Here is a 23,557-nt window from a genome sequence, read left to right as displayed (position 1 = left end):
TTAATGATAAATGATATTTTAGCTGGACTGCCATGGGGACTTTTTCTAAGTTTTATGGTAGGTCCAGTATTTTTTATATTACTTGAAACCAGTATTACAAAAGGATTCAGAGCAGCAATTGTCTTTGATTTTGGTGTAGTATTAGGTGATATTTTTTTTATTGCAATTGCTTATTTGGGAAGTTATAGACTGATTTCCAGCTTAAAAGACAAACCGGCATTATTTATTTTCGGAGGAATAATAATGCTTGCTTATGGCATTATTTCTTTCGTAAAATTGAAGAAAGAAGAAAAAATTAATGACGAAGAAATTGACCGTGATATTATTAAAAGAAATTACGGAAGTTTATTTGTAAAAGGTTTTTTACTTAACGTTATCAACATTGGTGTTTTAGGTTTTTGGCTTGCTGTAATTATTTCTGTCGGACCAAAATTAGAAATGCAAAACTCAAGAATGTTTACTTTTTTTGCAGCTGTCATCATAACTTATTTATTGGTTGATTGTCTTAAAATATTATTAGCCAAACAATTAAAATCTAAAATGACACCGACTAATATCCTAAAAATTAAAAAAGGAATTAGTATTGTCTTAATGGTTTTTGGAGTTGCCTTAATGGTTCAAGGCTGGTTTCCAAAAGAAAAAGAAATGGTTAAAAATGCTTTTGAGAAAATAGAAAAATAAGATATTTTTTTGTTTAATTTTAAAATGTTATGTGTAGAAATCTGATATTTAAAATTCTTTTTTTATTATTTTTTTTTAAATGTATAGGACAGGAAAATGATACAAAAAAATTAGGAATTGGATTTTTATATGCTAATACCGAAAATCCAATTCCTTTATATAAAAATCCAAAAAATAGTGCTCCAGTCGATACTATAAAATTTGAAAAAGATGAATCTGGGGTAATGAAATTCATATCTAGTTTTAATTTAAAACCTTATATGATCTATGGTGGAGCTTCCTATGAAGAAGATAAAAGAAATGTATATCACCATTTTCCTGTACTAGCATTTAGAGTTATTGATACTTCTAAACAGTATTTTAAAGTAGTTTTAAATGAGCAAACTTTTGAAGAAGCTTTTATAAAAAGAAAAAAGGAGAATGTTTATTATTCAAAGCAAAAAGATTTTATTGACTATTTTGATGCTAATTACAATTCAAAGTGGTTTCTTTTTGAAACTTGGGAGAGAATGTTACTTGATGCTACTAATATTTCTTTCATTAATTTATCAATTTACGATAAACCTAATGGTAAACTAATCTATAAACAAGTTAACTATAGAGATTATTTTCCTTTTATAACCAATGAATGTAAAGGTGATTGGATTAAAGTGATAAAAAAGCCTGGAAGTGAATTTTTTTTCGAAAAAGATACAAACTATGATGGTTGGGTAAAATGGAAAGAAAATGGAGTGTTAAATGTTAATTTTGGTTCGACATCAAATGTATATGGTGGAATTAAAAAGTAATTTATAAAAACATTTTCATCATATGGATTTGAATTATTCTTCACTTAAATCTAAAATTTAGAAATAAAAAAAAGAGACACATTTCTGTATCTCTTTTAGAGGCATCGTCCGGATTCGAACCGGAGTAGGAGCTTTTGCAGAGCCCAGCCTAGCCGCTCGGCCACGACGCCATTACTTGAACGGTTGGCAAAAGTAACTAAAATCTTTAAATTTCAAAAGTTTCAAAGTAACTATTTTAAATTTTTCGAATTTTAATTTTCAAAATTACTTTCTAATTTCCGTCATTTTTATAGTAACTGACTCAACATCACCACCAATAGGCGGATTTATTTTTGAAACCCAAACTGTTGTTTTTTCTACCGTTTCTATTTCTGCCAGCACTCGAATATTGATTCTTTTGGCTACATGTTCCAATAAATGCGAACGAATTGCCATTTCTTCAGCCACAATTTTGTTCAAATGAACATAGTCAACAGTGTCTAAAAGATGATCAGTTTCTGCCGATTTCTGTAAATTGGTTTTAATTTTTAGATCAACTGTGTAATCAGATCCAATTTTTCCTTCTTCAATTAAACATCCGTGGTAAGAAAAAGTACGGATATTTTTCAGTTTTATAACTCCCATTTTTGTATTGTTTCACGTTTAAAGTTTCAGGTTTTATGCCAGTTAGATAACTTTAAACCTGAAACCTGAAACCTTTTTTTTATCTTTGCTAAAATTACTATAAAATAATGGCATCAGAAGAGAAATCACTCAATTTTATTGAACAAATCATAGAGGAAGACGTAAAATCAGGTCTTTCAAATACTAAACTTCGCTTTCGTTTTCCACCAGAACCAAATGGTTATTTACACATTGGGCACGCGAGTTCTATTGCGTTAAATTTTGGTTTAGGAATTGATTATCAATCTCCTGTGAATTTACGTTTTGATGATACAAACCCTGAAAAAGAAGAACAGGAATTTGTTGATGCTATTAAAAAAGATGTGGAATGGCTGGGTTATACTTGGGCTGAAGAATGTTATGCATCAGATTATTTTCAACAATTGTACGATTGGGCAGTTTTATTAATTAAAAAAGATAAAGCGTATGTTGACAGTCAATCTTCTGAAGAAATGGCGATCCAAAAAGGAACTCCAACAACTCCAGGAACTGATAGTCCGTACAGAAATCGTTCTGTTGAAGAAAACTTGGATTTATTCGAAAGAATGAAAAACGGTGAATTTGAGGCTGGTACACATATTCTTCGTGCAAAAATTGACATGAAATCAACCAATATGTTGATGCGTGATCCTATCATGTACAGAATTTTACATAAGCACCACCATAGAACTGGAGATGCTTGGAAAATTTATCCAATGTACGATTGGGCACACGGACAAAGTGATTATTTAGAGCAAATTTCTCACTCATTTTGTACACTTGAATTTTTGCCTCACCGTGAATTATACGATTGGTTTTTAGATCAGATTTTTGATGATAATAAGCTTCGTCCAAAACAAAGAGAATTCGCCAGACGTAACTTATCACATACGGTTGTTAGTAAAAGAAAATTACAGCAACTAGTTAAAGAAAAGCATGTTAACGGATGGGATGATCCAAGAATGTCAACAATTTCTGGATTAAGAAGACGTGGTTATACAGCTGCTTCATTACGTAATTTTGCCAACACAATTGGTATTGCAAAACGTGATAATTTAATAAATGTATCGGTTTTAGAATTTTGTATTCGTGAAGATTTGAACAAAATTGCACCTCGTGTAATGGCGGTTTTAGATCCTGTAAAATTGATAATTACAAATTATCCAGAAGGAAAAGAGGAGTGGTTGGAAGCTGAAAATAATCAGGAAGATGAAAATGCAGGTTTTAGAAAAGTACCTTTTTCTCGTGAATTATACATCGAAAGAGAAGACTTTTTAGAAGAAGCTCCAGCTAAATTTTTCCGTTTGACTTTAGGCAAAGAAGTTCGTCTTAAAAATGCATATATCATTAAAGGTGAATCGGTTATAAAAGATGAAAACGGAAATATCACTGAAATTCATGTTACTTATGATACTGATTCTTTAAGCGGAAGCGGGACAGAAGCAAGCCAAAGAAAAGTATCTGGAACATTGCATTGGGTTTCAATTCAGCATGCATTAGAAGCAGAAGTTCGTTTGTACGATCGTTTGTTTACAGATGAAGCTCCGGACAGTTATAAAGAGAAAAATTTCTTAGATTTTGTGAATCCAAATTCATTAGAAATTGTAACGGGATATGTTGAACCAAGTTTATCAACAGCTCAAAATGAAGATAAATTTCAGTTTCAACGTTTAGGATATTTTACTGTTGATAAAGACTCAACTGCTTCAAAATTAGTATTTAACAAGACCGTTGGATTGAAAGATGCATGGGAAGAAAAAGGTAAAAAAGAAGAAAACAGCATCAATAATTCTTTAAAAGAAATCAACAAATATTTTAAAGTTGAGACGAAACCAGAGCGTATTGCAATTGAAAGTGCAATAGGGGAGAATATTAAAAATATCTCTAGTTTTTCTTTATTACAGAATTCATTAAAGAAAAATATCAACAATAATAAAGCTTCGCTGTTGTTTTCTCAGTTTATTTTGAAATATTCAAACTGGAAATCTACTGATTTTGAAGAAGATGATATTAAAAAATTGTATTCAATGTCTTTAAAAAGTGAATCGACTTATGTTAGATCAAAAGCACTTTTGAATTTGAGAGATTTAGAGAAAGAAAGTTTTAGAGATTTATTTCAAGATGAAATTTTAAAATTATACTCTAATCCACCTAAAAATTCAACTGATAGAGAAAAAGAAATTTTAGAGAACGTTGTAAAAAAATAAAAATAATTAGAATCTATTGAAAAGCGCTTATAAAAAGCGCTTTTTTTATTATTTATAAAATCTATTCAATTTTTAAAATTATAATTTTAGTATATTGAAATTGACTTTCATATTTTTAATTTAAAGAAGAATTAAAATTTACTGGATAACTAATTCATTTTTTTAGTTTTAATTCTTTAAATCGCTTTATTTCAATTTTTGTACTTTTTAAGTGCAATTTTTTTGCTTTAACTTCTAATTATAAATATTAATTATAGTTTTTAAATTTCAACTATTATAATCACTATTATTTATAAAGTTTATTATTTTTATAATTACAATAGTTTTATTAAATTAAAATTGACTTTCATAAATTTGATTTAAGAGATGATTAGAATTTGCTAAATAAAGAAGACGTTTTTCTGATTTTCGTTCATTACAAATCTCTATTTTAAGTTTTTGCTTTTTTTGCTTTACTTTTCCTTTCTAAAATTAGAAAAATAGGCATTTTCTTATTTTTTGTATTTTTCCACCTCTTTTTTATTATATAAATTTTAATGATTAATTTTTATTTAAATTTAGTTTTTAATTATTATTTATAAAATTGATAATAAATTTAATTTTTATAGTTTTTATAAATTAATTTTAACCTTCATAAATCGATTTTAAGACGTTTTTAAAAGTTAGTTGATAGATAACTCATTTTTTAAATAATTGTTTATTTAGAGTCTTTATTTAACTTTTTGCTGTTATTTTTGTCAGTTTAACGGCTTGTTAACACACAATTGTTTATAAAGTTGCTATTTTTAACTCAATACCAAAAGTCAGAGATGATTTTTGTAAAAATTAAAATTTGCCGTAAATAATCTAAGTTGAAATTTATCGTTTTTAAAAACTCGTAATTTTTATGACAATAGATTTTCAAAATTGATTTCCCAAAAAGACAATTTTATGTTCTCATTTTTATTGTGATGTAACTTTGATAATATTTCGCGTAAAAGGTATTTTTCAATTTGTATCATAATGTACAAAATTCCATAATATTGAATTTGTGTGAAACTTTAGTTTTAAAATTTCAAATCTGATCATTTTTAATTTAAATCTAATAATCATGAAAATTTTATATTTTACGCTAGCGATGTTATTTGCAAATATTGCAATTTCTCAAACACATCAAATTACAAAACACAATGGTGAACAACTTGACGTTAATTTCATAAAAAATGAAAATGGCTTAGTTTATTATTCTACAGTTGGAAGTTCTGAAGAAATAAAAATTAGCAAACATGCGGTTTCATCTATTACTAACAAACAAACAAAAACAACTCAGAAAATTTCTGATAAAATAGTAGTAGATTCAAAAGACGATTACAAAATGGTAACTGTTTTACCTCAGGAAAAAACAATAGGACTGAAGCAAGTTGCAAGTTTTACAGGTGTCTCGACAAGGACAAAAGGTGAACCGCCAATTGCAAATCAGAAACAGACTGCTATGAGAATCAAAAGTAAATCTGCTTCAAATGGTTACCCTTTTGTAAGCATTGTAGAAAAAGCAAACGGCAAATATGAAGCTGTAGCTTATGCGTACTAATTATATTGTTAATTTTTAGTAAATAACAATTAATCAAAGTTTTATCATTTTAAAAATGAGTATCTTTAATAATAATTTAAAAATTGTAAAATCATGTCTAAGAATTTAAATACAGCGGCAGCAATTTTTGCAGCTGCGGCAGCAGGAGCGGCAATCGGAATTTTGTTTGCTCCAGATAAAGGATCAAAAACGAGAGCAAAAATTAAAGAAGGTATCGATGATGCTAAACATAATATCAAAGATTCTTTTGATGCTAGCTCTGAAGTTCTTCGCGAAAGATTTACAAGTGCTACTCAAAATCTTGATGGAACTTTGAATGATTTACTTTCAAATGTTAGCCATAAAACAGAAGAAGTAATTACTTTTCTAGAAACTAAATTAGCTGAATTGAAAGCACAGAACGCTAAACTTCAGAAATAATAATTTTTTAAAAGCACAGAACTTGCTTATTTTTATAGTAAAGTTTTGTGCTTTTTTTTTATTTTAAATTTATAATTATGGCTTTTGAAGAGTTAAAAGAAAACACTGAAAATATTCAAGATCAAGCTAAAGTGTATATTGATAGTCATTTAGCTTATTATAAACTTTGGGGATTTAAAGTGGCAATGAAATCTACAACTTTAATTTTCAAATTCACTTTGATATTGTTGTGTTTCACGATGGTTTTAATTTTCGGATCTTTTGCTGCAGCTTATGCTTTTGGTTCTTTATTTGGAAGTAATGCTTTAGGATTTTTAACAGTAGGAGGGATTTACCTTCTGTTTACTATTTTACTTTTCTTTGTAAAAGATAAAGTTGTTGAAGGTCCAATTTTAGAGAAGTTTTCAGAAATATTTTTTAATGATTAAGATTTATGGAAAAGAAAAAATACTCCTCTTATGCTGAAATTGACAGAGATCTAGAAATCTTAAAATTAGAAAAAGATATCAATTATCAGAAATTGGTTTTGAGTTTTCAGAGAACTAAAGAAAGCATTACACCGCAAAATATAGTAAACGGATTTGTTTCCTCTTACACAGGTTATATCAAAAAATCGTTTCCAGAAATTTTACAATCAGTTTTACCATTTGTAATCAATTGGTTTATTAATAAAAAAAGAGGCAATTAAGCCTCTTTTTTATTTTGTAATTATTGTTGAACATCTGGTTGAATGTCGTCTTCATAACCAGATTGTCTTGGTGCTTGTTTTGGTTTTTCAATTTTTTTGGTATTCTTTTTCATCATTTCACCAACTTGATTTGAAGCTGAGAACGAAGCAACCATATTGTTTAACATGTCACTTCCAGCTTGTGGAGAATTTGGAAGAAGAATTAAATTTGAATTTGTATCAGATCCAATTGATTGTAAAGTGTCATAATGTTGTGTAACTACAATCAGGGCAGAAGCTTCTTGAGAATTAATTCCAACTTGGTTCAAAACTTCAACACTTTCTACAAGACCTCTTGCAATTTCACGACGTTGGTCTGCAATACCTTGACCTTGTAAACGTTTACTTTCAGCTTCAGCTTTTGCTTTAGCAACAATTCTAATTCTTGAACTTTCTGCTTCAAATTCTGCAGCCGTTTTTTCTCTATCGGCAGCATTAATTCTGTTCATTGCATTTTTTACTTGAATGTCTGGGTCAATATCTGTAACCAAAGTATTGATGATATCATATCCGTAAGTAGACATTGCTTCGTTCAATTCGCGTTTTACTGCAACTGCAATATCATCTTTTCTTTCAAAAACGTCATCCAATTTTAGTTTTGGAACTTCGGCACGAACTACGTCAAAAACATAAGAAGTAATTTGATCGTGTGGATATTCTAGTTTATAAAATGCTTCGTATACTTTTTCTTGAATTACTTTAAATTGAACAGAAACTTTCATTTTGATAAAAACGTTGTCTCTAGTTTTAGTTTCGATAATAACATCCAGCTGTTGAATTTTTAGATTTACGCGTCCTGCAATTCTGTCCACAATTGGAATTTTTAATTGTAATCCTGAATTTCTAACACTAAGAAATTTTCCAAATCTTTCGATTACGATAGAAGTTTGCTGCTTCACTGTAAAAAATGAAGACATGAAAATAAAGAATGCCAATACTAAAAAGATAATAAATGCTGCGTTCATGGTTATGTATTTAATGTTTATGATTTCGGTAAATTACGAAAATTCTTCTAAATTAAAATTATCAAACATTAAAAAAACGCTAAGAACATTTTTGATATGTTGCTTAGCGTTTACTTTTATAGATTAAATTTCTAATTATAAACTTGAAATTGCTTTCTGAATTCTAGAAATAGTTTCTTCTTTTCCAATGATTTCAACAATGTCAAATAGGTGAGGACCTTTTAAAGCTCCAACCAAACTTAGACGGAAAGGTTGCATCACTTTACCCATTCCGATTTCGTTTTTAGTTAACCAATCTTTTACGATTGCTTCAATATTTGCTGAATCAAAACCATCAATATATTCTAGAGTTGAAATTAATTCTTGCATTAAAGCTGGAGTTTCTTCCTTCCAGTTTTTGCTTGCTTTTTCATCGTAAGATGTTGGCGCCTGGAAAAAGAAATCTGTCAAATCCCAAAAATCTGAAACGAAGTTTGCTCTTTCTTTTACAAGTGAAACAATACGGGTTGTCACTTCGAGCGGAGTCGAGAAGCCTTTTTCTTCTAAAATTGGAGAGAAGGTTTTCGCTAAATCTGCATCATTTTGTTTTACTAAATATTGGTGATTGAACCATTTGTTTTTCTCTGGATCAAATTTAGCTCCAGCTTTATGAACTCGGTTTAAGTCAAAAGCTTCTGCTAATTCTTCTAAAGAAAATAATTCTTTATCAGTTCCATCATTCCATCCTAATAAAGCAAGGAAGTTTACAACTGCTTCTGGGAAAAATCCTTTTTCTCTGTAACCAGATGAAACGCCTTCTTCAGTTTTCCATTCTAAAGGAAATACCGGGAATCCCATTTTGTCTCCATCTCTTTTTGATAATTTACCATTTCCAACTGGTTTCAAAATCAAAGGTAAGTGTGCAAATTCTGGAGCTTCCCAACCAAATGCTTTGTATAATAAAACGTGAAGTGGCATCGATGGCAACCATTCTTCACCACGAATTACATGAGAAGTTTCCATCAAATGATCATCTACAATATTAGCTAAATGATATGTTGGCATTCCGTCACTTTTGAAAAGAACTTTATCATCCAAAAGATTCGTTTCAAACTTAACATCGCCACGAATAATATCTTTCAAATGTAAAGTTTCATCAACCGGAGTTTTAAAACGAATTACATAATGCTCTCCATTTGCAATTCTTTTAGCAACTTCCTCAGCAGAAATTACCAAAGAAGTATCTAACTTTTCACGATTATGATGATTGTAAATAAATGTTTTTCCTTCAGCTTCGTGTTGTTTTCTATGTGCATCCAAAGCTTCCGGAGTATCAAAAGCATAATATGCCCAACCAGAATTAATTAATTGATCGGCATATTGTTGGTAAAGATCTTTACGTTCGCTTTGTCTGTACGGACCAAATTTTTCATTTTTTCCAACCGTTTCTTCAGGAGCAATTCCTAACCATTCAAGAGCTTCCATAATGTAAGCCTCTGCACCTGGAACAAAACGAGTCTGATCTGTATCTTCAATTCTTAGATAAAAAACACCGTTATGTTTTTTTGCAAATAAATAATTAAATAGGGCAGTACGAACTCCGCCAATATGTAACGGTCCAGTCGGACTTGGTGCAAAACGCACACGAACTTGCTTTGACATTTGTTTAAAATTTTGTTGCAAAGATACGACTCTGAATTAGAAAATTAGGTAATGAGAAAATTAGATAATTGCTCGTGTTAAGCTTAATTGACTAATTTTCTAATTGATCATTATCTAATTAATAATTACTACTTTTATAGGTTATAATTAAAACAGATTTATTTTGAAAACATCATCTGCAATATATCAAAAGTTAGAGGCTTTCATTAAGAAATATTATACCAACGAACTGATAAAAGGGATATTACTTTTTACCGGTTTTGGTTTATTATATTTTCTATTTACGCTTTTTGTAGAGTACTTTCTTTGGCTAAAACCTTTAGGAAGAACTTTTCTATTTTGGTTATTTGTCGGAGTTGAAGTTTTCCTTTTAGTCCGTTTAATTCTTTTTCCATTGTTTAAGTTATTCAAACTTCAAAAAGGAATTGATTATGCTCAGGCTTCAAAAATTATTGGAAGTCATTTTACAGAAGTGAGCGATAAGCTGACTAACTTTTTACAATTGTCATCTGAAAATAATGCTGAAAGTTCAGAATTGGTTTTGGCTTCGATTGAACAAAAAGCAAATTCTTTACAGCCAATTCCATTTGGAAATGCGATCAATTTTAAAGCTAATAAAAAGTATTTGCCATTAGCTTTAGTTCCAATTTTGCTTTTTGCTGTGTTTTATATTTCTGGAAATAGCAATATCATCTCGCAAAGTTTGAATAGAGTAGTGCATTTCAATTCTGCATTTTTACCACCAGCTCCTTTCAAATTTGTGGTTTTGAATTCTAATTTGCAAGCAGAACAAAACAAAGATTTCGTGATTAAAATGGAATCTGTTGGAAACGTTGTTCCAGAAAATGTGATGATTCATATTGGTGATGAAAGTTATTTTATGGAATCTTCTCAACCTGGAAAGTTTGAATTTAAAATTGAAAAACCTGTAGAAAATATTCAATTTTCTTTTGAAGGAAATTCGGTTGTTTCAGAAGAATATGAATTGAAAGTTATCACAGTTCCGTCAATTGCTAACTTCGAAATGGTTTTAAATTTTCCTTCTTATCTAAAGAAAAAATCAGAAACAATTCAAGGAACAGGAAACACAATTGTACCTGAAGGAACAACTGTAACTTGGAGAATGAACACCAAATCTACGCAAGAAGTAGTATGGAAAAGAGATAACGAGGTATTTAAGTTTAATAAGGTAGAAAATGAGTTCAAATTAGCTAAAAATATAAGTCAAAATACCGAATATCAAATACTTACGTCTAATGATAAGGTTAGAAACTACGAAAAACTGGATTATCAGCTGTCTGTAATCAAAGATCAGTTTCCAAGCATTAATGTTGGCCCAGCACCAGACAGTTTGAAGCTGGATAAGAACTATATCTTGGGTAGATTAGGTGACGATTACGGACTTTCGAAATTACAAATTGTATACTACGAACGTAACAAACCACAGTCTGCTAAGCGTGGAAACATTCCGGTAAAGTCTGGAGTATTTGATCAGTTTGTTTTTAATTTTCCAAGTAACCTTCTGGTAGAAGAAGGAGTTTCATACGAGTACTATTTTGAGGTTTTTGATAATGATGCTCCGCACGGATTTAAGTCTACAAAGTCTTCTACGTTTTCAGATCGTGTAGCTACAACAGATGAAATTCAGGATCAGGAATTGCAACAGCAAAATCAAAACATTAATAGTTTATCTAAATCTTTGAAGAACCAAACGAAGCAGATTTCAGAAATGGATAAGCTTCAGAATACAGGAAAAGAAAAAGATAATTTAGAGTTTAAAGATCAGCAGAAGATCAATGATTTTATCAAACGTCAGAAACAACAAGACGAAATGATGAAACAGTTTTCTGAGAAAATGAATAAGAATCTGGACAAGTTTAAAGAGGATAAGAAAGATAAAACGGCTGAAGATTTACAAAAGCGTTTAGATAATGCACAGAAAGATTTAGAAAAGAATCAGAAATTATTAGACGAATTGAAGAACTTAAACGACAAATTAAACAGTGAAGAACTGTTTGATAAGATGGAAAAGTTCAAACAAATCAGTAAAAACCAATCTCGTAATTTAGAACAATTGGTGGAGCTAACCAAACGTTTTTATGTTTCAAAGAAAGCAGAACAGGTTGCAGAGAAATTAAATAAACTGTCAGAACAACAGGAACAGTTATCAAATAAAGAGAAAGAAAATACTAAAGAGAAGCAAGATGAAATCAATAAATCTTTTGATAAAATTCAAGAAGATTTAAAAGACTTGAAAGAAGAAAATAAGACGCTAAAGAAACCTTTAGATATTCCGTCTGATGCTTCAAAAGAGAAAGATGTAGACAATGATTTGAATAAAGCTTCTGAAGAATTGAGCAAAAAGAATACATCTGGAGCTAAACCAAAACAGAAAAGCGCTGCAAAGAAAATGAAGTCTATGGCTCAGGAAATGCAAAGTGAAATGGAAGGTGGTGAACAGGAACAATTAGAAGAAGATGTAGCAATGCTTCGTCAGATTCTGGATAACCTTTTAGCATATTCTTTATCACAAGAAGATGTGATGAAACAGTTTAAAGCAATGAAATTAGGTTCTTCTGCATTCACAAAAAACATCAAGATTCAGCAGAATTTGAAACAGCAGTTCCGACATGTTGATGATAGTTTGTTTGCACTTTCATTACGTAATCCAAAGGTAGCTGAAGATGTCACCAAAGAGATTGGAAATGTTCAGTACAACATGGACAAAGCTATAGAAACTTTAACCGATGTTCAGATTCCTAGAGGAGTTTCACACCAACAATATGCAGTTTCATCTGCTAATAAGTTAGCCGATTTCTTAAGTGATTTATTGAACAATATGCAGATGTCTATGCCTAAACCGGGAGCAGGAAAACCAAAACCTGGAGACGGCCAAGGAATGCAATTACCAGATATTATTCAGAAACAAAAAGGTCTTGCAGACAAGATGAAAGAAGGAATGAAACCTGGACAGCAACTCGGAGATAAACCTGGTGAAGGTAAAGATGGAAAGTCTGGACAAGGACAAAACGGACAAGGCAAAGATGGCCAAGGCAAGGAAGGCCAAGGAAATAAAAGCAGTGATAAAGGCACTTCAGGTAAAGACGGAAAGAATGGAAAAGGGGAGAAGAACGCTAATGAAGGAGAAGATGGAGAAGGCGATGCTGAAGCAATAATGGAAATTTACAAAGAGCAAGTTAAGCTTCGTGAAGCGTTACAAAAAGAGTTAGCTAAGAAAGGTTTAGATGCCCAAGGCAGATCTATTATTGATCAGATGAAACAATCTGAAAAGCAGATTTTGAATAAAGGATTTAAGAATGAGAACCTGCAACGTATTCTAAATATCCAACAAGAATTATGGAAGTTAAACAATGCAGTTCAGCAACAAGGTCAGGATACACAAAGACAATCTGAAACGAATAAGGCAGAATTTACTAATAGATCAAATGCTTTACCGAGTTCACTATTGGAATATTTAAACAGTGTGGAGATATTAAACAGACAATCACTACCTTTGCGCTCGAATTTTAATCAAAAAGTTCAAGAATACTTTAATACAAAATGATAAATTTTAATTACGAAACAGATTTTACTTTAGGAGACGAGCAGGCTTTTAGTGACTGGTTAAGTGCTGTAATTGTTTCTGAAGGAAAGAATGAAGGCGAGATAAATTACATATTCTGTGACGATGAATATCTTCATAAGATTAATGTTGAATATCTAGATCACGACACTTTAACTGATATTATTAGTTTTGATTATACTGTTGGTAACGAGTTGAATGGTGATATTTTTGTTTCTGTAGAACGTGTCGCAGACAATGCAAAAGACTTCAATGTTTCATTTGCTGAAGAACTGAAAAGAGTACTATCTCATGGTATACTTCATTACTGCGGGTACAAGGATAAGACAGATGAAGATGCTCAATTAATGAGAGCAAAAGAAGAAGAAAAGATGAAGATGTTTCACGTGGAACAGTAATTAAATCTCTTTTATATATATGTTTCACGTGGAACGTTTTTAAATTTTGATTTTTTACAACGTTCCACGTGAAACATATTTAGAACTTACAAGTAAAATAATAACGTTCCACGTGGAACGTTATATAGAAATTTAAACAGTAGATTGAATCGTTCCACGTGGAACGATTTTTAGATTTGAATTTAAAAGAATAAAATATGATGTTTCACGTGGAACGATTCATGGAATTGAAATTTCGAGATTGATATTTTATAACGTTTAACGTGGAATATAAAAAGTTTTTGATTAGAAAGTTTAGTTTGGAAGTTCTAGTTTGGAAGTTCTAGTTTGGAAGTTCTAGTTTGGAAGTTCTAGTTTGGAAGTTCTAGTTTGGAAGAATTTTATAGCGTTCCACGTGAAACGTTGAATTTGATTTCAAGATTTGAAGATTCTGATTTGAAGATTCTGATTTGAACTTGAAACTTCAAACCTGAAACTTGGAACAAAAAAAATATCCGTTCCACGTGGAACAAGAAAAATATAAATGTAATTCTAGAAACCGCGCCAGCGGTTTTTAGAGAATAATAAAACAAAATGTTTTTAGAAGAATACGATGTTATTGTGGTTGGTGCTGGCCATGCTGGATCTGAAGCTGCGGCTGCGGCTGCAAATTTGGGATCCAAAACTTTATTGGTTACAATGAGTTTGCAAAACATTGCACAGATGTCTTGTAATCCTGCGATGGGTGGAATTGCAAAAGGACAAATTGTTCGTGAGATCGATGCACTTGGAGGATATTCAGGAATTGTTTCAGATCGAACTGCAATTCAATTTAAGATGTTGAATAAATCGAAAGGACCTGCAATGTGGTCTCCGAGAGTTCAAAGTGACAGAATGCGTTTTGCAGAAGAATGGAGAATGATGTTGGAGGTAACACCAAATCTTGATTTTTATCAAGAAATGGTAAAAGGGTTGATTATTGAAGACGGAAAGATAAAAGGAATTAGAACTTCACTTGGTGTGGAGATTCGTTCCAAATCTGTGGTTTTAACAAACGGTACTTTTTTAAATGGTTTAATTCATATCGGAGAAAAACAATTCGGAGGTGGTAGAGCTGGAGAAAGTGCTGCAACCGGAATTACCGAAGATTTGATTAAAGCAGGTTTTGAAGCTGGAAGAATGAAAACAGGAACGCCACCTCGTGTAGATGGACGTTCTTTAGATTATTCTAAAATGAACGAAGAAAAAGGAGATGCAAAGCCAGATAAGTTTTCTTATTCAGATGTGACTTCTCCGTTAACGCATCAGCGTTCTTGTTACATGACGTATACGTCTTTGGATGTTCACGATATTTTGAGAGAAGGTTTTGACCGTTCTCCAATGTTCAACGGAAGAATCAAAAGTTTAGGACCAAGATACTGTCCGTCGATTGAAGATAAAATTAATCGTTTTGCAGATAAAGAGCGTCATCAATTATTTGTAGAGCCAGAGGGATGGAATACTTGTGAAGTTTATGTAAACGGATTTTCAACTTCTCTTCCAGAAGATATTCAGTTCAAAGCGCTTCGTTCTGTAGCAGGTTTTGAAAATGTAAAATTCTTTAGACCTGGTTACGCAATCGAATATGATTTCTTTCCGCCAACACAATTGAAACACACTTTGGAAACGAAGTTAATTGAAGGTTTATATTTCGCTGGACAGATCAACGGAACAACCGGATATGAAGAAGCAGCTTCTCAAGGTTTAATGGCGGGAATTAATGCGCATTTAAAAGTACACGAAAAAGATCCGTTGATTTTAAAACGTGATGAAGCATACATCGGAGTTTTGATTGATGATTTGATTACGAAAGGAACAGAAGAACCATATCGTATGTTTACCTCAAGAGCGGAGTATAGAACTTTGTTGCGTCAAGATAATGCCGATTTCAGATTGACTCCAATGTCATACGAAATTGGTTTAGCTTCTGAAGCTCGTTTACGAAGAATGGAAAAGAAATTGAATGAATCTGAAAAGATGGTTCAGTTCTTTAAAGAAACTAGTGTAAGCGTTGCAGAAACAAATCCGATTTTGGAAGCAAAAGAATCTGCACCGATTTCACAGGGTGATAAAATGTTCAAGATTTTTTCTCGTCCACAAATTGAATTAGAGGATATGTTGAAGTTTGAAAAAGTTTCTGCATATATCGAAGAAAACGATTTGGATGAAGAAATTGTTGAGCAAGCCGTAATTCAGGTGAAATATTCTGGATATATCGAAAAGGAAAGAAATAATGCAGATAAACTGAATCGTTTGGAAGAAGTAAAAATTCCGGACAATTTCGATTATAATAAAATTAAATCAATGTCGATTGAAGCCAAACAGAAATTAAGCAAGATTCGTCCTGTAACCATTTCGCAAGCTTCAAGAATTAGCGGAGTATCACCAAGTGATATTTCCGTGCTTTTGATTTATATGGGAAGATAAAAAGTCTTCAGTCGCAGTTTTCAGTCGCATTAATATTGGAAACTGAGACTGAAAACTAAAATAATGTTCCACGTGAAACGTTTTAATGAAAAATGATCAAAAAATGAAAGTTGTACATCAAAATAGTTTTTCGGAAAATGAAAAAGAAACATTGTGGCAACTTCGAAATAATGAATATCCAATTCAATTTGGTCACGAAACTTTTCATGAATTTGAAAGTTATGTAAATGCTATTTTAGAAATCGATAATTATCTTTTAATTGATTCTAAAAATGAAATTCAAGGTTGGGCTTATACCTTTCTGCGTGACAGCGAAATTTGGTTTGCAATAATGTTGAATTATCAAATTCAGGGAAAAGGGTACGGAAGAATTTTATTAGAAGAAATTAAAAAGAATAATGAAGATTTAAACGGCTGGGTAATCGATCATGAAAATGATATTAAACGAAATAATGAATATTACAGATCACCATTGGAATTTTATGTTCTAAATGGTTTTGCTGTTTTGGACGATATCAGATTAGAAAATGAAAAGATATCAGCTGTAAAAATCAATTGGAAAAAGAACAAATAACAAAAACTAAGAATCCTAAAAATGATGAAATTTCGTTTTTAGGATTTGCTATAAATTAAACCCAAATATCTATAATTTAAAAAATGGACGTTTTAAACAAAAAACACTTTCTTACGGTAAAAGATCATTCTGTTTCAAAAGAAATTTTTGATTTGTATTATGATGAAGAATTAGATATGCTAATTACTTCACCACAGCCAGAACTGCAAAATTTAGGCAAATATTACGAAAGTGAAGATTATATTTCGCATACAGACAATAAACGTTCATTATTTGAAAAAGCATATCATTTTGTAAAAAATATTGCCCTTCAAAATAAATTGAATTTAATTAATAGCCAACAGCCTCAAAAAGGCAAATTGCTGGATATTGGTGCTGGAACAGGAGATTTTCTTTTAACAGCAAAAAATAACGGTTGGGAGACAGTTGGTGTAGAACCAAGTGATAGAGCAAAAAATATTGCAAAACAAAAAGGAATTTCATTTGTAGAAGAAATAAGCAGTTTAGAAAATAATTCTTTAGATGTAATTACGATGTGGCATGTTTTGGAACACGTTCCAGATTTAGAACATCAGATACAAGAATTGAAGCGTTTGTTAAAACCAACTGGAACTTTAATTGTTGCCGTTCCAAATTATAAATCATTTGATGCCAATCATTATGAAACTTTTTGGGCAGCTTATGATGTGCCAATTCACTTTTGGCATTTCTCTAAAAAATCAATTCAGTTGCTTTTTGAAAAAGTAGATATGAAATTAGAAAAAATACTTCCAATGAAATTTGATTCGTTTTATGTGAGTCTTTTATCAGAAAAATACAAAACTGGAAAAATGAATTATATTAAAGCTTTTTTTGTTGGTTTGAAGTCAAACTGGAAAGCAAAAAGCTCAAAAGAATATTCTTCGCATATTTATGTTTTGAAAAACAAATAATCGAAAGAAAATATAAACAGAAGCCATTTTGTCAAAATCTGATAAAAATGGCTTTTTTTAGTTGAAAAAGCAGAATAAATATTGATTTTTAAAGCAATAGTGACCGATTATTGTTATTATTTTTTCTATAAATAAAAACAATATCATAAAATTTGAGCATTTTTTAAACTTTATGTTAATCCTATTGATTTTTTTATATTTTTGTCTTTCATACTTAAAAAAATAGAATTTAAAAAAAATGAAAAAAGCATTAGTTATTATCGCACTTTCAGTTTTCGCAGTTTCTTGTAACAAAACAGCAGAGGTAAAGGAAGTAAAAACAGCTTACGTGGATACTTCGGTTTTGATGAAAGAATACACTGAGGCAAAAGATTTAGAGGCAAAGTACAAAGCTCAAGCGGAAGAAAAAGGAAGACAATTACAAGCTGAAATTTCACGTTTTAAACAAGACGCTGCTAATTTTCAAAGCCAGGCGCAAGCAAACGGTCAGGCTTGGGCACAGCAAAGAGGTGCTGAATTGCAAAAAAGAGAGCAGCAGTTAGGTTATGCACAACAAGCGTTGGCACAACAATTACAACAAGAAAGTGGAGTAGAAATGGATTCTCTTGTTAGTGGTGTTAAAAAATTCATTAAAGATTACGGAAAGAAAAACGGTTACGCTTATATCTACGGAACTGGAGATGCAGCATCTATTTTATATGCTGAAGACAAATTCGATATCACAAAAGACATCATTAAAGAATTAAATGATAAATACAAAGCGTCACCAAAAGCAGATGCAAAACCAGCAGCTGAAACTAAAGAAGGTGAAGCAAAAAAATAAAAACTACCCAAACTAACTAAATTACTGAAAACCTAAATCCACTACGATTTAGGTTTTTTCTTTTTTATAAAATGCGGTAATTTTATTCTTTAATACAACCCCAATGCAAAACGTTTCAGAAGCGGCAGCTTACACTTTACAATTCATCAACCAAACTCAAAAATCTATTTTTCTTACGGGAAAAGCGGGTACTGGAAAAACTACGCTTTTGCGCGAAATTATTGCGACGACTCACAAAAATACGGTGGTTGTTGCGCCAACTGGAATAGCTGCTTTGAATGCGGGCGGAGTTACAATTCACTCCATGTTTCAATTGCCGTTTTCTGCGTTTATTCCATCCTACGAAGCTAGTGCGCAGTTTACAGAAACGGTAAAGTTTGAAAATAAAGAATCACTTCGTCGCCATTTCAAAATGAATAACGTTAAACGAAATGTAATCAAAAACATGGAATTGCTGGTTATTGATGAAGTTAGTATGATGCGTGCCGATTTGTTGGATGCGGTCGATTTTATGATGCAAACTGTTCGAAGAAATACTCAGCCTTTTGGAGGAGTTCAAGTTTTGTTTATTGGAGATTTACTGCAATTGCCTCCGGTAATTCGCGATGAAGAATGGCGAACGCTGAAAAACTATTACCGCGGAAAGTTCTTTTTCCATTCTCATGTACTTCAAACCTATCCGCCGATTTACATTGAATTGTCAAAAATTTATCGTCAAACCGATGATGCTTTTATCTCGGTTTTGAATAATCTTCGAAATAATCAGATCACTCCAGAAGATATAGCCGTTCTAAATCAGTATGTTAAGCCTGATTTTGACTTTAAAGAGAACAAAGGTTATATCACGTTGACAACCCATAATGCCAAAGCAGATTCTATCAACTCACAATCAATCAATGACTTAGACGGTAAAGAATTTATTTATACGCCATTTGTGGTGGGTGATTTTCCTGAAAAGATATTTCCTGTCGAAGAAGAATTAAAATTGAAAGTCGGAGCACAAATCATGTTCGTCAAAAACGATTTGTCTTTTGAGAAAAGATATTTCAACGGAAAGATGGGAGTTATCAAATCGCTTTCAGATGAAGAAATCTTTGTTCACTTTCCAGAAGAGAACATGACTCTCGAAGTAGAAAAGTACGAATGGAAAAATATCCGTTACAAAGTCAACGAACAAACCAAAGAAATCGAAGAAGAAGTTTTGGGAACTTTTGCACATTACCCGATCAAATTGGCATGGGCGATTACAGTGCATAAAAGTCAAGGTCTAACTTTTGACAAAGCAGCGCTCGACGTATCGCAAGTTTTTCTGCCTGGGCAGGCCTATGTAGCACTTTCGCGTTTGCGTTCGTTAAATGGGCTTATTTTGCTTTCTCCGATGCAGATGAATGGTATTTCGAACGATCAGGATGTGATGGATTATGCTTTGAATAGAGCAACAGAGCAGGATTTACAAAATTCGCTTCATTTCGAAACCAAAAATTTTATCCATAACTATTTGATAAACAGTTTTAATTGGGGAGAATTGGCGCAAGAATGGCGAAATCATCGTTTCAGCTATAACGAAAATGCAGCTGGTTCGGAAAAATCGAAACATTCCGTTTGGGCACATAAACGAATGGATACTATTGAGCAACTTTTAGATCCTTCACAGAAATTCATTGCGCAGCTCAATAAAATTTTCATCAAAGAAACGGTCGATTTAATTTTTGTGAAAGAACGAGTAGAGGCAGCCTATGATTATTTTTTCAAACCAATGGACAAATTGGTCGATGATCTAATTTATAAAATAGCTGAAATTCAAAAATTTAAAAAAGTAAAAGAGTTCTATGAAGAACTTAATTTTTTAGAAGATCTTCAGACGAAAGCCGTTTTGAGATTGATGAAAGCCAAGTTATTGATTGAAGTAGTTGTTTCTGGCGAAGCGATCTCCAAAGAAAAATTATCATCGCCAATTATTAGAAATTATAAAATCAACAAAGCGGAAAGAATCCGTGAAGAGCTCAAAACGACAAATACAGACATTTTCAGAACAGAAGAACCTGTTGTTCGATACAAATCAGCTAAAGCGGATAAAAGTGAGCTTAAAACGGCTAAAAAAACGACGGTTGAAGAAACCTACGATTTGTGGATCGAGAAAAATTCTGTAGAAGATATTGCAAGAATGCGTAAATTGAATGTTCAAACTATCGAAGGCCATTTGATAAGACTTATCCAGTCAAAAAAGATTGAAATTACCGATGTTTTGCCCTATGATAAAATTTTGGCTTTGCGCGAAGCATTTCAGTTTTACCAGGAAGAATCTTTGAGTGGTTTGAAAGAAAAACATGGAGATGAATTTACTTGGGATGAACTGAAAATGTTCAAAGCGAGCATAAATTGATTTTTTGAACGTCCTACGTGAAACACTTTTTATGTTTTTCAAAAATCTAATTTATAACCGATTAAATAGTTTTTGACATGAAAATATTTAAAATATTGCTAACAATTCTGATGTTTAATTCTTCGTTTTTGATTGCTCAGGATTTGAAACCTGAGTATCAAAAATTCATTTCAAAATTTATTTCTGAAGTGAAAAATGGCGATAAAGAAGCAATTTCAAAACGTATAAAATTTCCGCTGAAGAGAGAAACTCCAATTCCTTCAGTAAAAGACAAGCAGGATTTTATAAAAAGATACAATCAGATTTTTGATAAAGTTTTGATTCAAAAAATAATAATATCAAATCCTGCAAAAGATTGGTCAGAAATGGGCTGGCGCGGGATTATGCTAAATCAAGGCGATTTATGGATTGATACCGATGGGAAAATTACGGCAATAAATTATCAGTCAAAAGCTGAAGAAGAATTAAAGAATTCATTAATTGCAAATCAGAAAAAAACAGTAAACGCTTCACTTTCAAAATTCAAAAAACCGATTGCAATTCTTGAAACTTCCAAATTCAGAATTAGAATTGATGATTTAGGAAACAACAATTATCGTTACGCTTCTTGGTCGATCAAAAAGAAAATGACTGACACTCCAGATCTTATAATTGAAAACGGAATTTTCTTCGGAGACGGAACGGGAGGAACTCATCTTTACGAATTTAAAAAGGGCAATTTCAGATACGAATGCCATTTTATTGTTTTGGGCGAAAAAAATTCGCCATCTGCGGCGTTATTAGTATTTGAATCTGATAAACAAATTCTTATGCAAAATGCAAAAATTGTTTCACGATAAACAATCAAAAAAGAATCGATGAAGCCCCAGAGGGGGAAAATATTTATAGAATTCGATTAAGAAGAATTAAAAAAGCTCCGGCGGAGCGACATTTTTTAAATTCAAATTATGTCGCTCCGCCGGAGCTGTTATATGGAAAAATTATTTTTTTCTATAAATATTTCGCTTCTCCGAAGCTTATAAAAAAGAAATGCTTTATTAAATATTCAACATCATTTTATCAAGCTCTTTTTCTTGATTAATTTGTGTTAATTTCAGCTTCTGAATATTCACCTCATTTTCTTTAGTTTTAATTCTTTGTTTTTGAATTTCTTCATCAGAAATGGAAGTAGTAGTAATTTTATTTTCAATTTTCTGATTGGCGAGTTCCAGTTTACTGATTTTTTCTTTTGTTGATTTTAAATTACTTTCAGATTTTAAAAGATTCTTTCTCTTGTTTTCCAATTCTTTTTGCTCTTTTTTTAGCTGATTGATTTTTTCATCAAGATTGGCATAATTTTCTTTAAGTGCTTTTTGCGTTTGCATTTCAGCTTTTTGACGCTCTAATTCTTGTGCCGCACTAGAAACTTGCTGAGCAAAGAAAGATTGGGAACTTATTAAAAATAAGAAAACTAATGTTTTGAAGATTTTATTCATCGTTGTATTATTTAAATTTTACCTAACGAATTTATAGTAAGAAGTCTTGATAAATTGCCAGTTAAGTTTTTTAAAACGATAGAATAAGACAAAAAAAAATCCTGTTCTCTTGAACAGGATTTTTTACATTTTATAGATTTTCGACCAGAATCCAAGCTTGTGGATTTTCGCCTTTTTGTATTTCTTTTTGAGCTTGTTCCGCTTCTTTCATTGTAGCATAACTTCCATACAAAACCGGAAATAAACCGTGTTTGTTTTCTTTCAGCATTCTAGCTTTAAAGCCATCTTTAATTAATTGATTGTAAGCTTTCTTTGCATTTTGTTCGCTTCTAAAAGCACCAGCCATAATGTGATAAGGCATTGTTGGTTCTGCCGTTTCAACAGTTGCAGAATCTACTGTAAGAGTAACCGCTGGAAGAGGATTTTTGATTAAAAATGTTGCTTCCTGAATTTTATTCTGTACTTTTTTCTGAACGGCTTGTTCTACTAAAAGTGTTTGATTTTCAATTTGATTTTGATACAAAGGATATCCGATACTTCCTGAAATTCCAAGTCCTAAAACCAAAATAGCAGCATATCTCAAGAATGAGTTAGATGATTTAGTTGGCTCTTCATTGTCATCCAATAAAACAACTTCTTTTTCTTTAGCAGCAATCTTTTCGATTTTTTTCTCGAAAAGCTCTTTTTTCACCATTGGAGAAACAAATGGGCTTAATCCGAAAGAAGTAGACAAATAATTAGTTTGATCATTTGGAGTGAAGATAATATTGCTTTCAGAATTTAAACGCAATTCACCAATGTTTTTCAAAGAGATTACGCCATCTTCTTCCAAGGATTTTTTCCAATTCGTAACTTCAAATGCAATAGCACTTACGGCAAATCCGTAAGATGTTTTTTCAGCTTGTGCAATATGATTTGCCAACAAACCGTCATTATTTTTGATACGGCTGTTGAAAGAAATGGTTTTTTTTGGAGGAAAAAACGAATTAGTGCTTTCATTTAGCTGAGCTGAATGAGTTTCGGTTAAAAATGCACCAAATCCTGGAACCGTTACACACTGATAACGATACAATAACTGTGAGATATATACTTCGATTTTCATAGTAACAAAGTTATGCAACGCTTATAGTTATCAAAATTTTATTCACAATTTTTATTAACAATTCTAATATATTTTTATACAATTCAAAATCAATATATTAAACATAATATTCTGTTATTCACATCGAACGCTTTCTTTTTAATTTTAAAAATTATTAAGAAATTACTTTGTTTTTATTGATATTTGCGCTTTCGAAAATTC

At 31.4% G+C, this 23,557-nt stretch carries 20 protein-coding genes and 1 tRNA gene; 15 read left to right on the top strand and 6 right to left on the bottom strand.

What is annotated here, in order from left to right; all coding sequences use genetic code 11:
- The first annotated feature begins 3 nt into the window (after positions 1-3).
- Together HNP35_RS02375 and HNP35_RS02370 are read left to right on the top strand one after the other, a co-directional pair.
- Complete coding sequence (locus HNP35_RS02375; RefSeq protein ID WP_184158823.1) at positions 4-681, top strand: LysE family translocator; 678 nt, start codon at positions 4-6, stop codon at positions 679-681.
- Positions 682-710: 29 nt separating this feature from the next.
- Positions 711-1,469, top strand: coding sequence for a hypothetical protein (locus HNP35_RS02370; RefSeq protein WP_184158825.1), 759 nt, complete (start codon positions 711-713; stop codon positions 1,467-1,469).
- Between the two features lie 99 nt (positions 1,470-1,568).
- Here HNP35_RS02370 and HNP35_RS02365 read toward each other — a convergent pair.
- Positions 1,569-1,639, bottom strand: a tRNA-Cys gene (locus HNP35_RS02365).
- 94 nt (positions 1,640-1,733) lie between these two features.
- Positions 1,734-2,093, bottom strand: coding sequence for a dihydroneopterin aldolase (folB, locus tag HNP35_RS02360; protein ID WP_095930566.1), 360 nt, complete (start codon positions 2,091-2,093; stop codon positions 1,734-1,736).
- Positions 2,094-2,200: 107 nt separating this feature from the next.
- Here folB and HNP35_RS02355 point away from each other — a divergent pair, with 107 nt between their 5' ends.
- From HNP35_RS02355 to HNP35_RS02335, 5 genes are all read left to right on the top strand, one after another.
- The gene (locus tag HNP35_RS02355) at positions 2,201-4,318 is read left to right on the top strand and encodes a glutamine--tRNA ligase/YqeY domain fusion protein (RefSeq protein WP_184158827.1); all 2,118 of its coding nucleotides are present in this window, start codon (positions 2,201-2,203) and stop codon (positions 4,316-4,318) included.
- A gap of 1,090 nt (positions 4,319-5,408) precedes the next feature.
- Complete coding sequence (locus tag HNP35_RS02350) at positions 5,409-5,888, top strand: hypothetical protein (RefSeq protein WP_184158829.1); 480 nt, start codon at positions 5,409-5,411, stop codon at positions 5,886-5,888.
- A gap of 93 nt (positions 5,889-5,981) precedes the next feature.
- A complete protein-coding gene (locus HNP35_RS02345; protein WP_184158831.1) occupies positions 5,982-6,308 on the top strand; it encodes a YtxH domain-containing protein in 327 nt (108 codons plus the stop codon).
- A gap of 77 nt (positions 6,309-6,385) precedes the next feature.
- On the top strand, positions 6,386-6,736 hold the full coding sequence (locus HNP35_RS02340) for a competence protein (protein ID WP_184158833.1): 351 nt from the start codon (positions 6,386-6,388) through the stop codon (positions 6,734-6,736).
- A 5-nt stretch (positions 6,737-6,741) separates the two neighbouring features.
- Positions 6,742-6,996, top strand: a complete 255-nt coding sequence (locus HNP35_RS02335) for a DUF6327 family protein (RefSeq protein ID WP_184158835.1) — start codon at positions 6,742-6,744, stop codon at positions 6,994-6,996.
- Between the two features lie 20 nt (positions 6,997-7,016).
- Here the strand turns inward: HNP35_RS02335 and HNP35_RS02330 are convergent, their stop codons facing one another.
- Both HNP35_RS02330 and gltX read right to left on the bottom strand, forming a co-directional pair.
- On the bottom strand, positions 7,017-8,000 hold the full coding sequence (locus HNP35_RS02330) for an SPFH domain-containing protein (RefSeq protein WP_184158837.1): 984 nt from the start codon (positions 7,998-8,000) through the stop codon (positions 7,017-7,019).
- Between the two features lie 135 nt (positions 8,001-8,135).
- Complete coding sequence (gene gltX, locus HNP35_RS02325; RefSeq protein WP_184158839.1) at positions 8,136-9,641, bottom strand: glutamate--tRNA ligase; 1,506 nt, start codon at positions 9,639-9,641, stop codon at positions 8,136-8,138.
- A 163-nt stretch (positions 9,642-9,804) separates the two neighbouring features.
- Here gltX and HNP35_RS02320 point away from each other — a divergent pair, with 163 nt between their 5' ends.
- The 8 genes from HNP35_RS02320 to HNP35_RS02285 all read left to right on the top strand — a co-directional run bounded on the left by HNP35_RS02320 (position 9,805) and on the right by HNP35_RS02285 (position 21,618).
- A complete protein-coding gene (locus HNP35_RS02320; protein ID WP_184158841.1) occupies positions 9,805-13,206 on the top strand; it encodes a DUF4175 family protein in 3,402 nt (1,133 codons plus the stop codon).
- Positions 13,203-13,622 (top strand): rRNA maturation RNase YbeY, encoded by a 420-nt coding sequence (gene ybeY, locus HNP35_RS02315; RefSeq protein ID WP_111368316.1) that lies wholly within the window; start codon positions 13,203-13,205, stop codon positions 13,620-13,622. Before HNP35_RS02320 ends, ybeY begins: the two co-directional genes overlap by 4 nt.
- A 573-nt stretch (positions 13,623-14,195) precedes the next feature.
- Positions 14,196-16,067 (top strand): tRNA uridine-5-carboxymethylaminomethyl(34) synthesis enzyme MnmG, encoded by a 1,872-nt coding sequence (mnmG, locus tag HNP35_RS02310; RefSeq protein WP_184158843.1) that lies wholly within the window; start codon positions 14,196-14,198, stop codon positions 16,065-16,067.
- A 103-nt stretch (positions 16,068-16,170) separates the two neighbouring features.
- Positions 16,171-16,641 (top strand): hypothetical protein, encoded by a 471-nt coding sequence (locus HNP35_RS02305; protein ID WP_184158845.1) that lies wholly within the window; start codon positions 16,171-16,173, stop codon positions 16,639-16,641.
- Between the two features lie 83 nt (positions 16,642-16,724).
- Entirely contained in the window at positions 16,725-17,573 is an 849-nt protein-coding gene (locus tag HNP35_RS02300; RefSeq protein WP_184158847.1) for a class I SAM-dependent methyltransferase, read from the top strand.
- Between the two features lie 238 nt (positions 17,574-17,811).
- Positions 17,812-18,396, top strand: a complete 585-nt coding sequence (locus HNP35_RS02295) for an OmpH family outer membrane protein (protein ID WP_184158848.1) — start codon at positions 17,812-17,814, stop codon at positions 18,394-18,396.
- 103 nt (positions 18,397-18,499) lie between these two features.
- On the top strand, positions 18,500-20,779 hold the full coding sequence (locus HNP35_RS02290; protein ID WP_184158849.1) for a helix-turn-helix domain-containing protein: 2,280 nt from the start codon (positions 18,500-18,502) through the stop codon (positions 20,777-20,779).
- A 77-nt stretch (positions 20,780-20,856) separates the two neighbouring features.
- Positions 20,857-21,618, top strand: a complete 762-nt coding sequence (locus HNP35_RS02285) for a hypothetical protein (RefSeq protein WP_184158850.1) — start codon at positions 20,857-20,859, stop codon at positions 21,616-21,618.
- Positions 21,619-21,816: 198 nt separating this feature from the next.
- Here HNP35_RS02285 and HNP35_RS02280 read toward each other — a convergent pair whose 3' ends face one another.
- The gene (locus HNP35_RS02280) at positions 21,817-22,254 is read right to left on the bottom strand and encodes a hypothetical protein (RefSeq protein ID WP_184158851.1); all 438 of its coding nucleotides are present in this window, start codon (positions 22,252-22,254) and stop codon (positions 21,817-21,819) included.
- A 130-nt stretch (positions 22,255-22,384) separates the two neighbouring features.
- Positions 22,385-23,356, bottom strand: a complete 972-nt coding sequence (locus HNP35_RS02275; RefSeq protein ID WP_184158852.1) for an SPOR domain-containing protein — start codon at positions 23,354-23,356, stop codon at positions 22,385-22,387.
- Positions 23,357-23,557: the final 201 nt, after the last annotated feature.

The sequence above is a fragment of the Flavobacterium notoginsengisoli genome (assembly GCF_014207905.1).
GTDB lineage: Bacteria > Bacteroidota > Bacteroidia > Flavobacteriales > Flavobacteriaceae > Flavobacterium > Flavobacterium notoginsengisoli_A.
The sequence above is the reverse complement of the archived record's forward strand: the minus strand, read 5'-3'. Positions and strand labels throughout refer to the sequence as shown.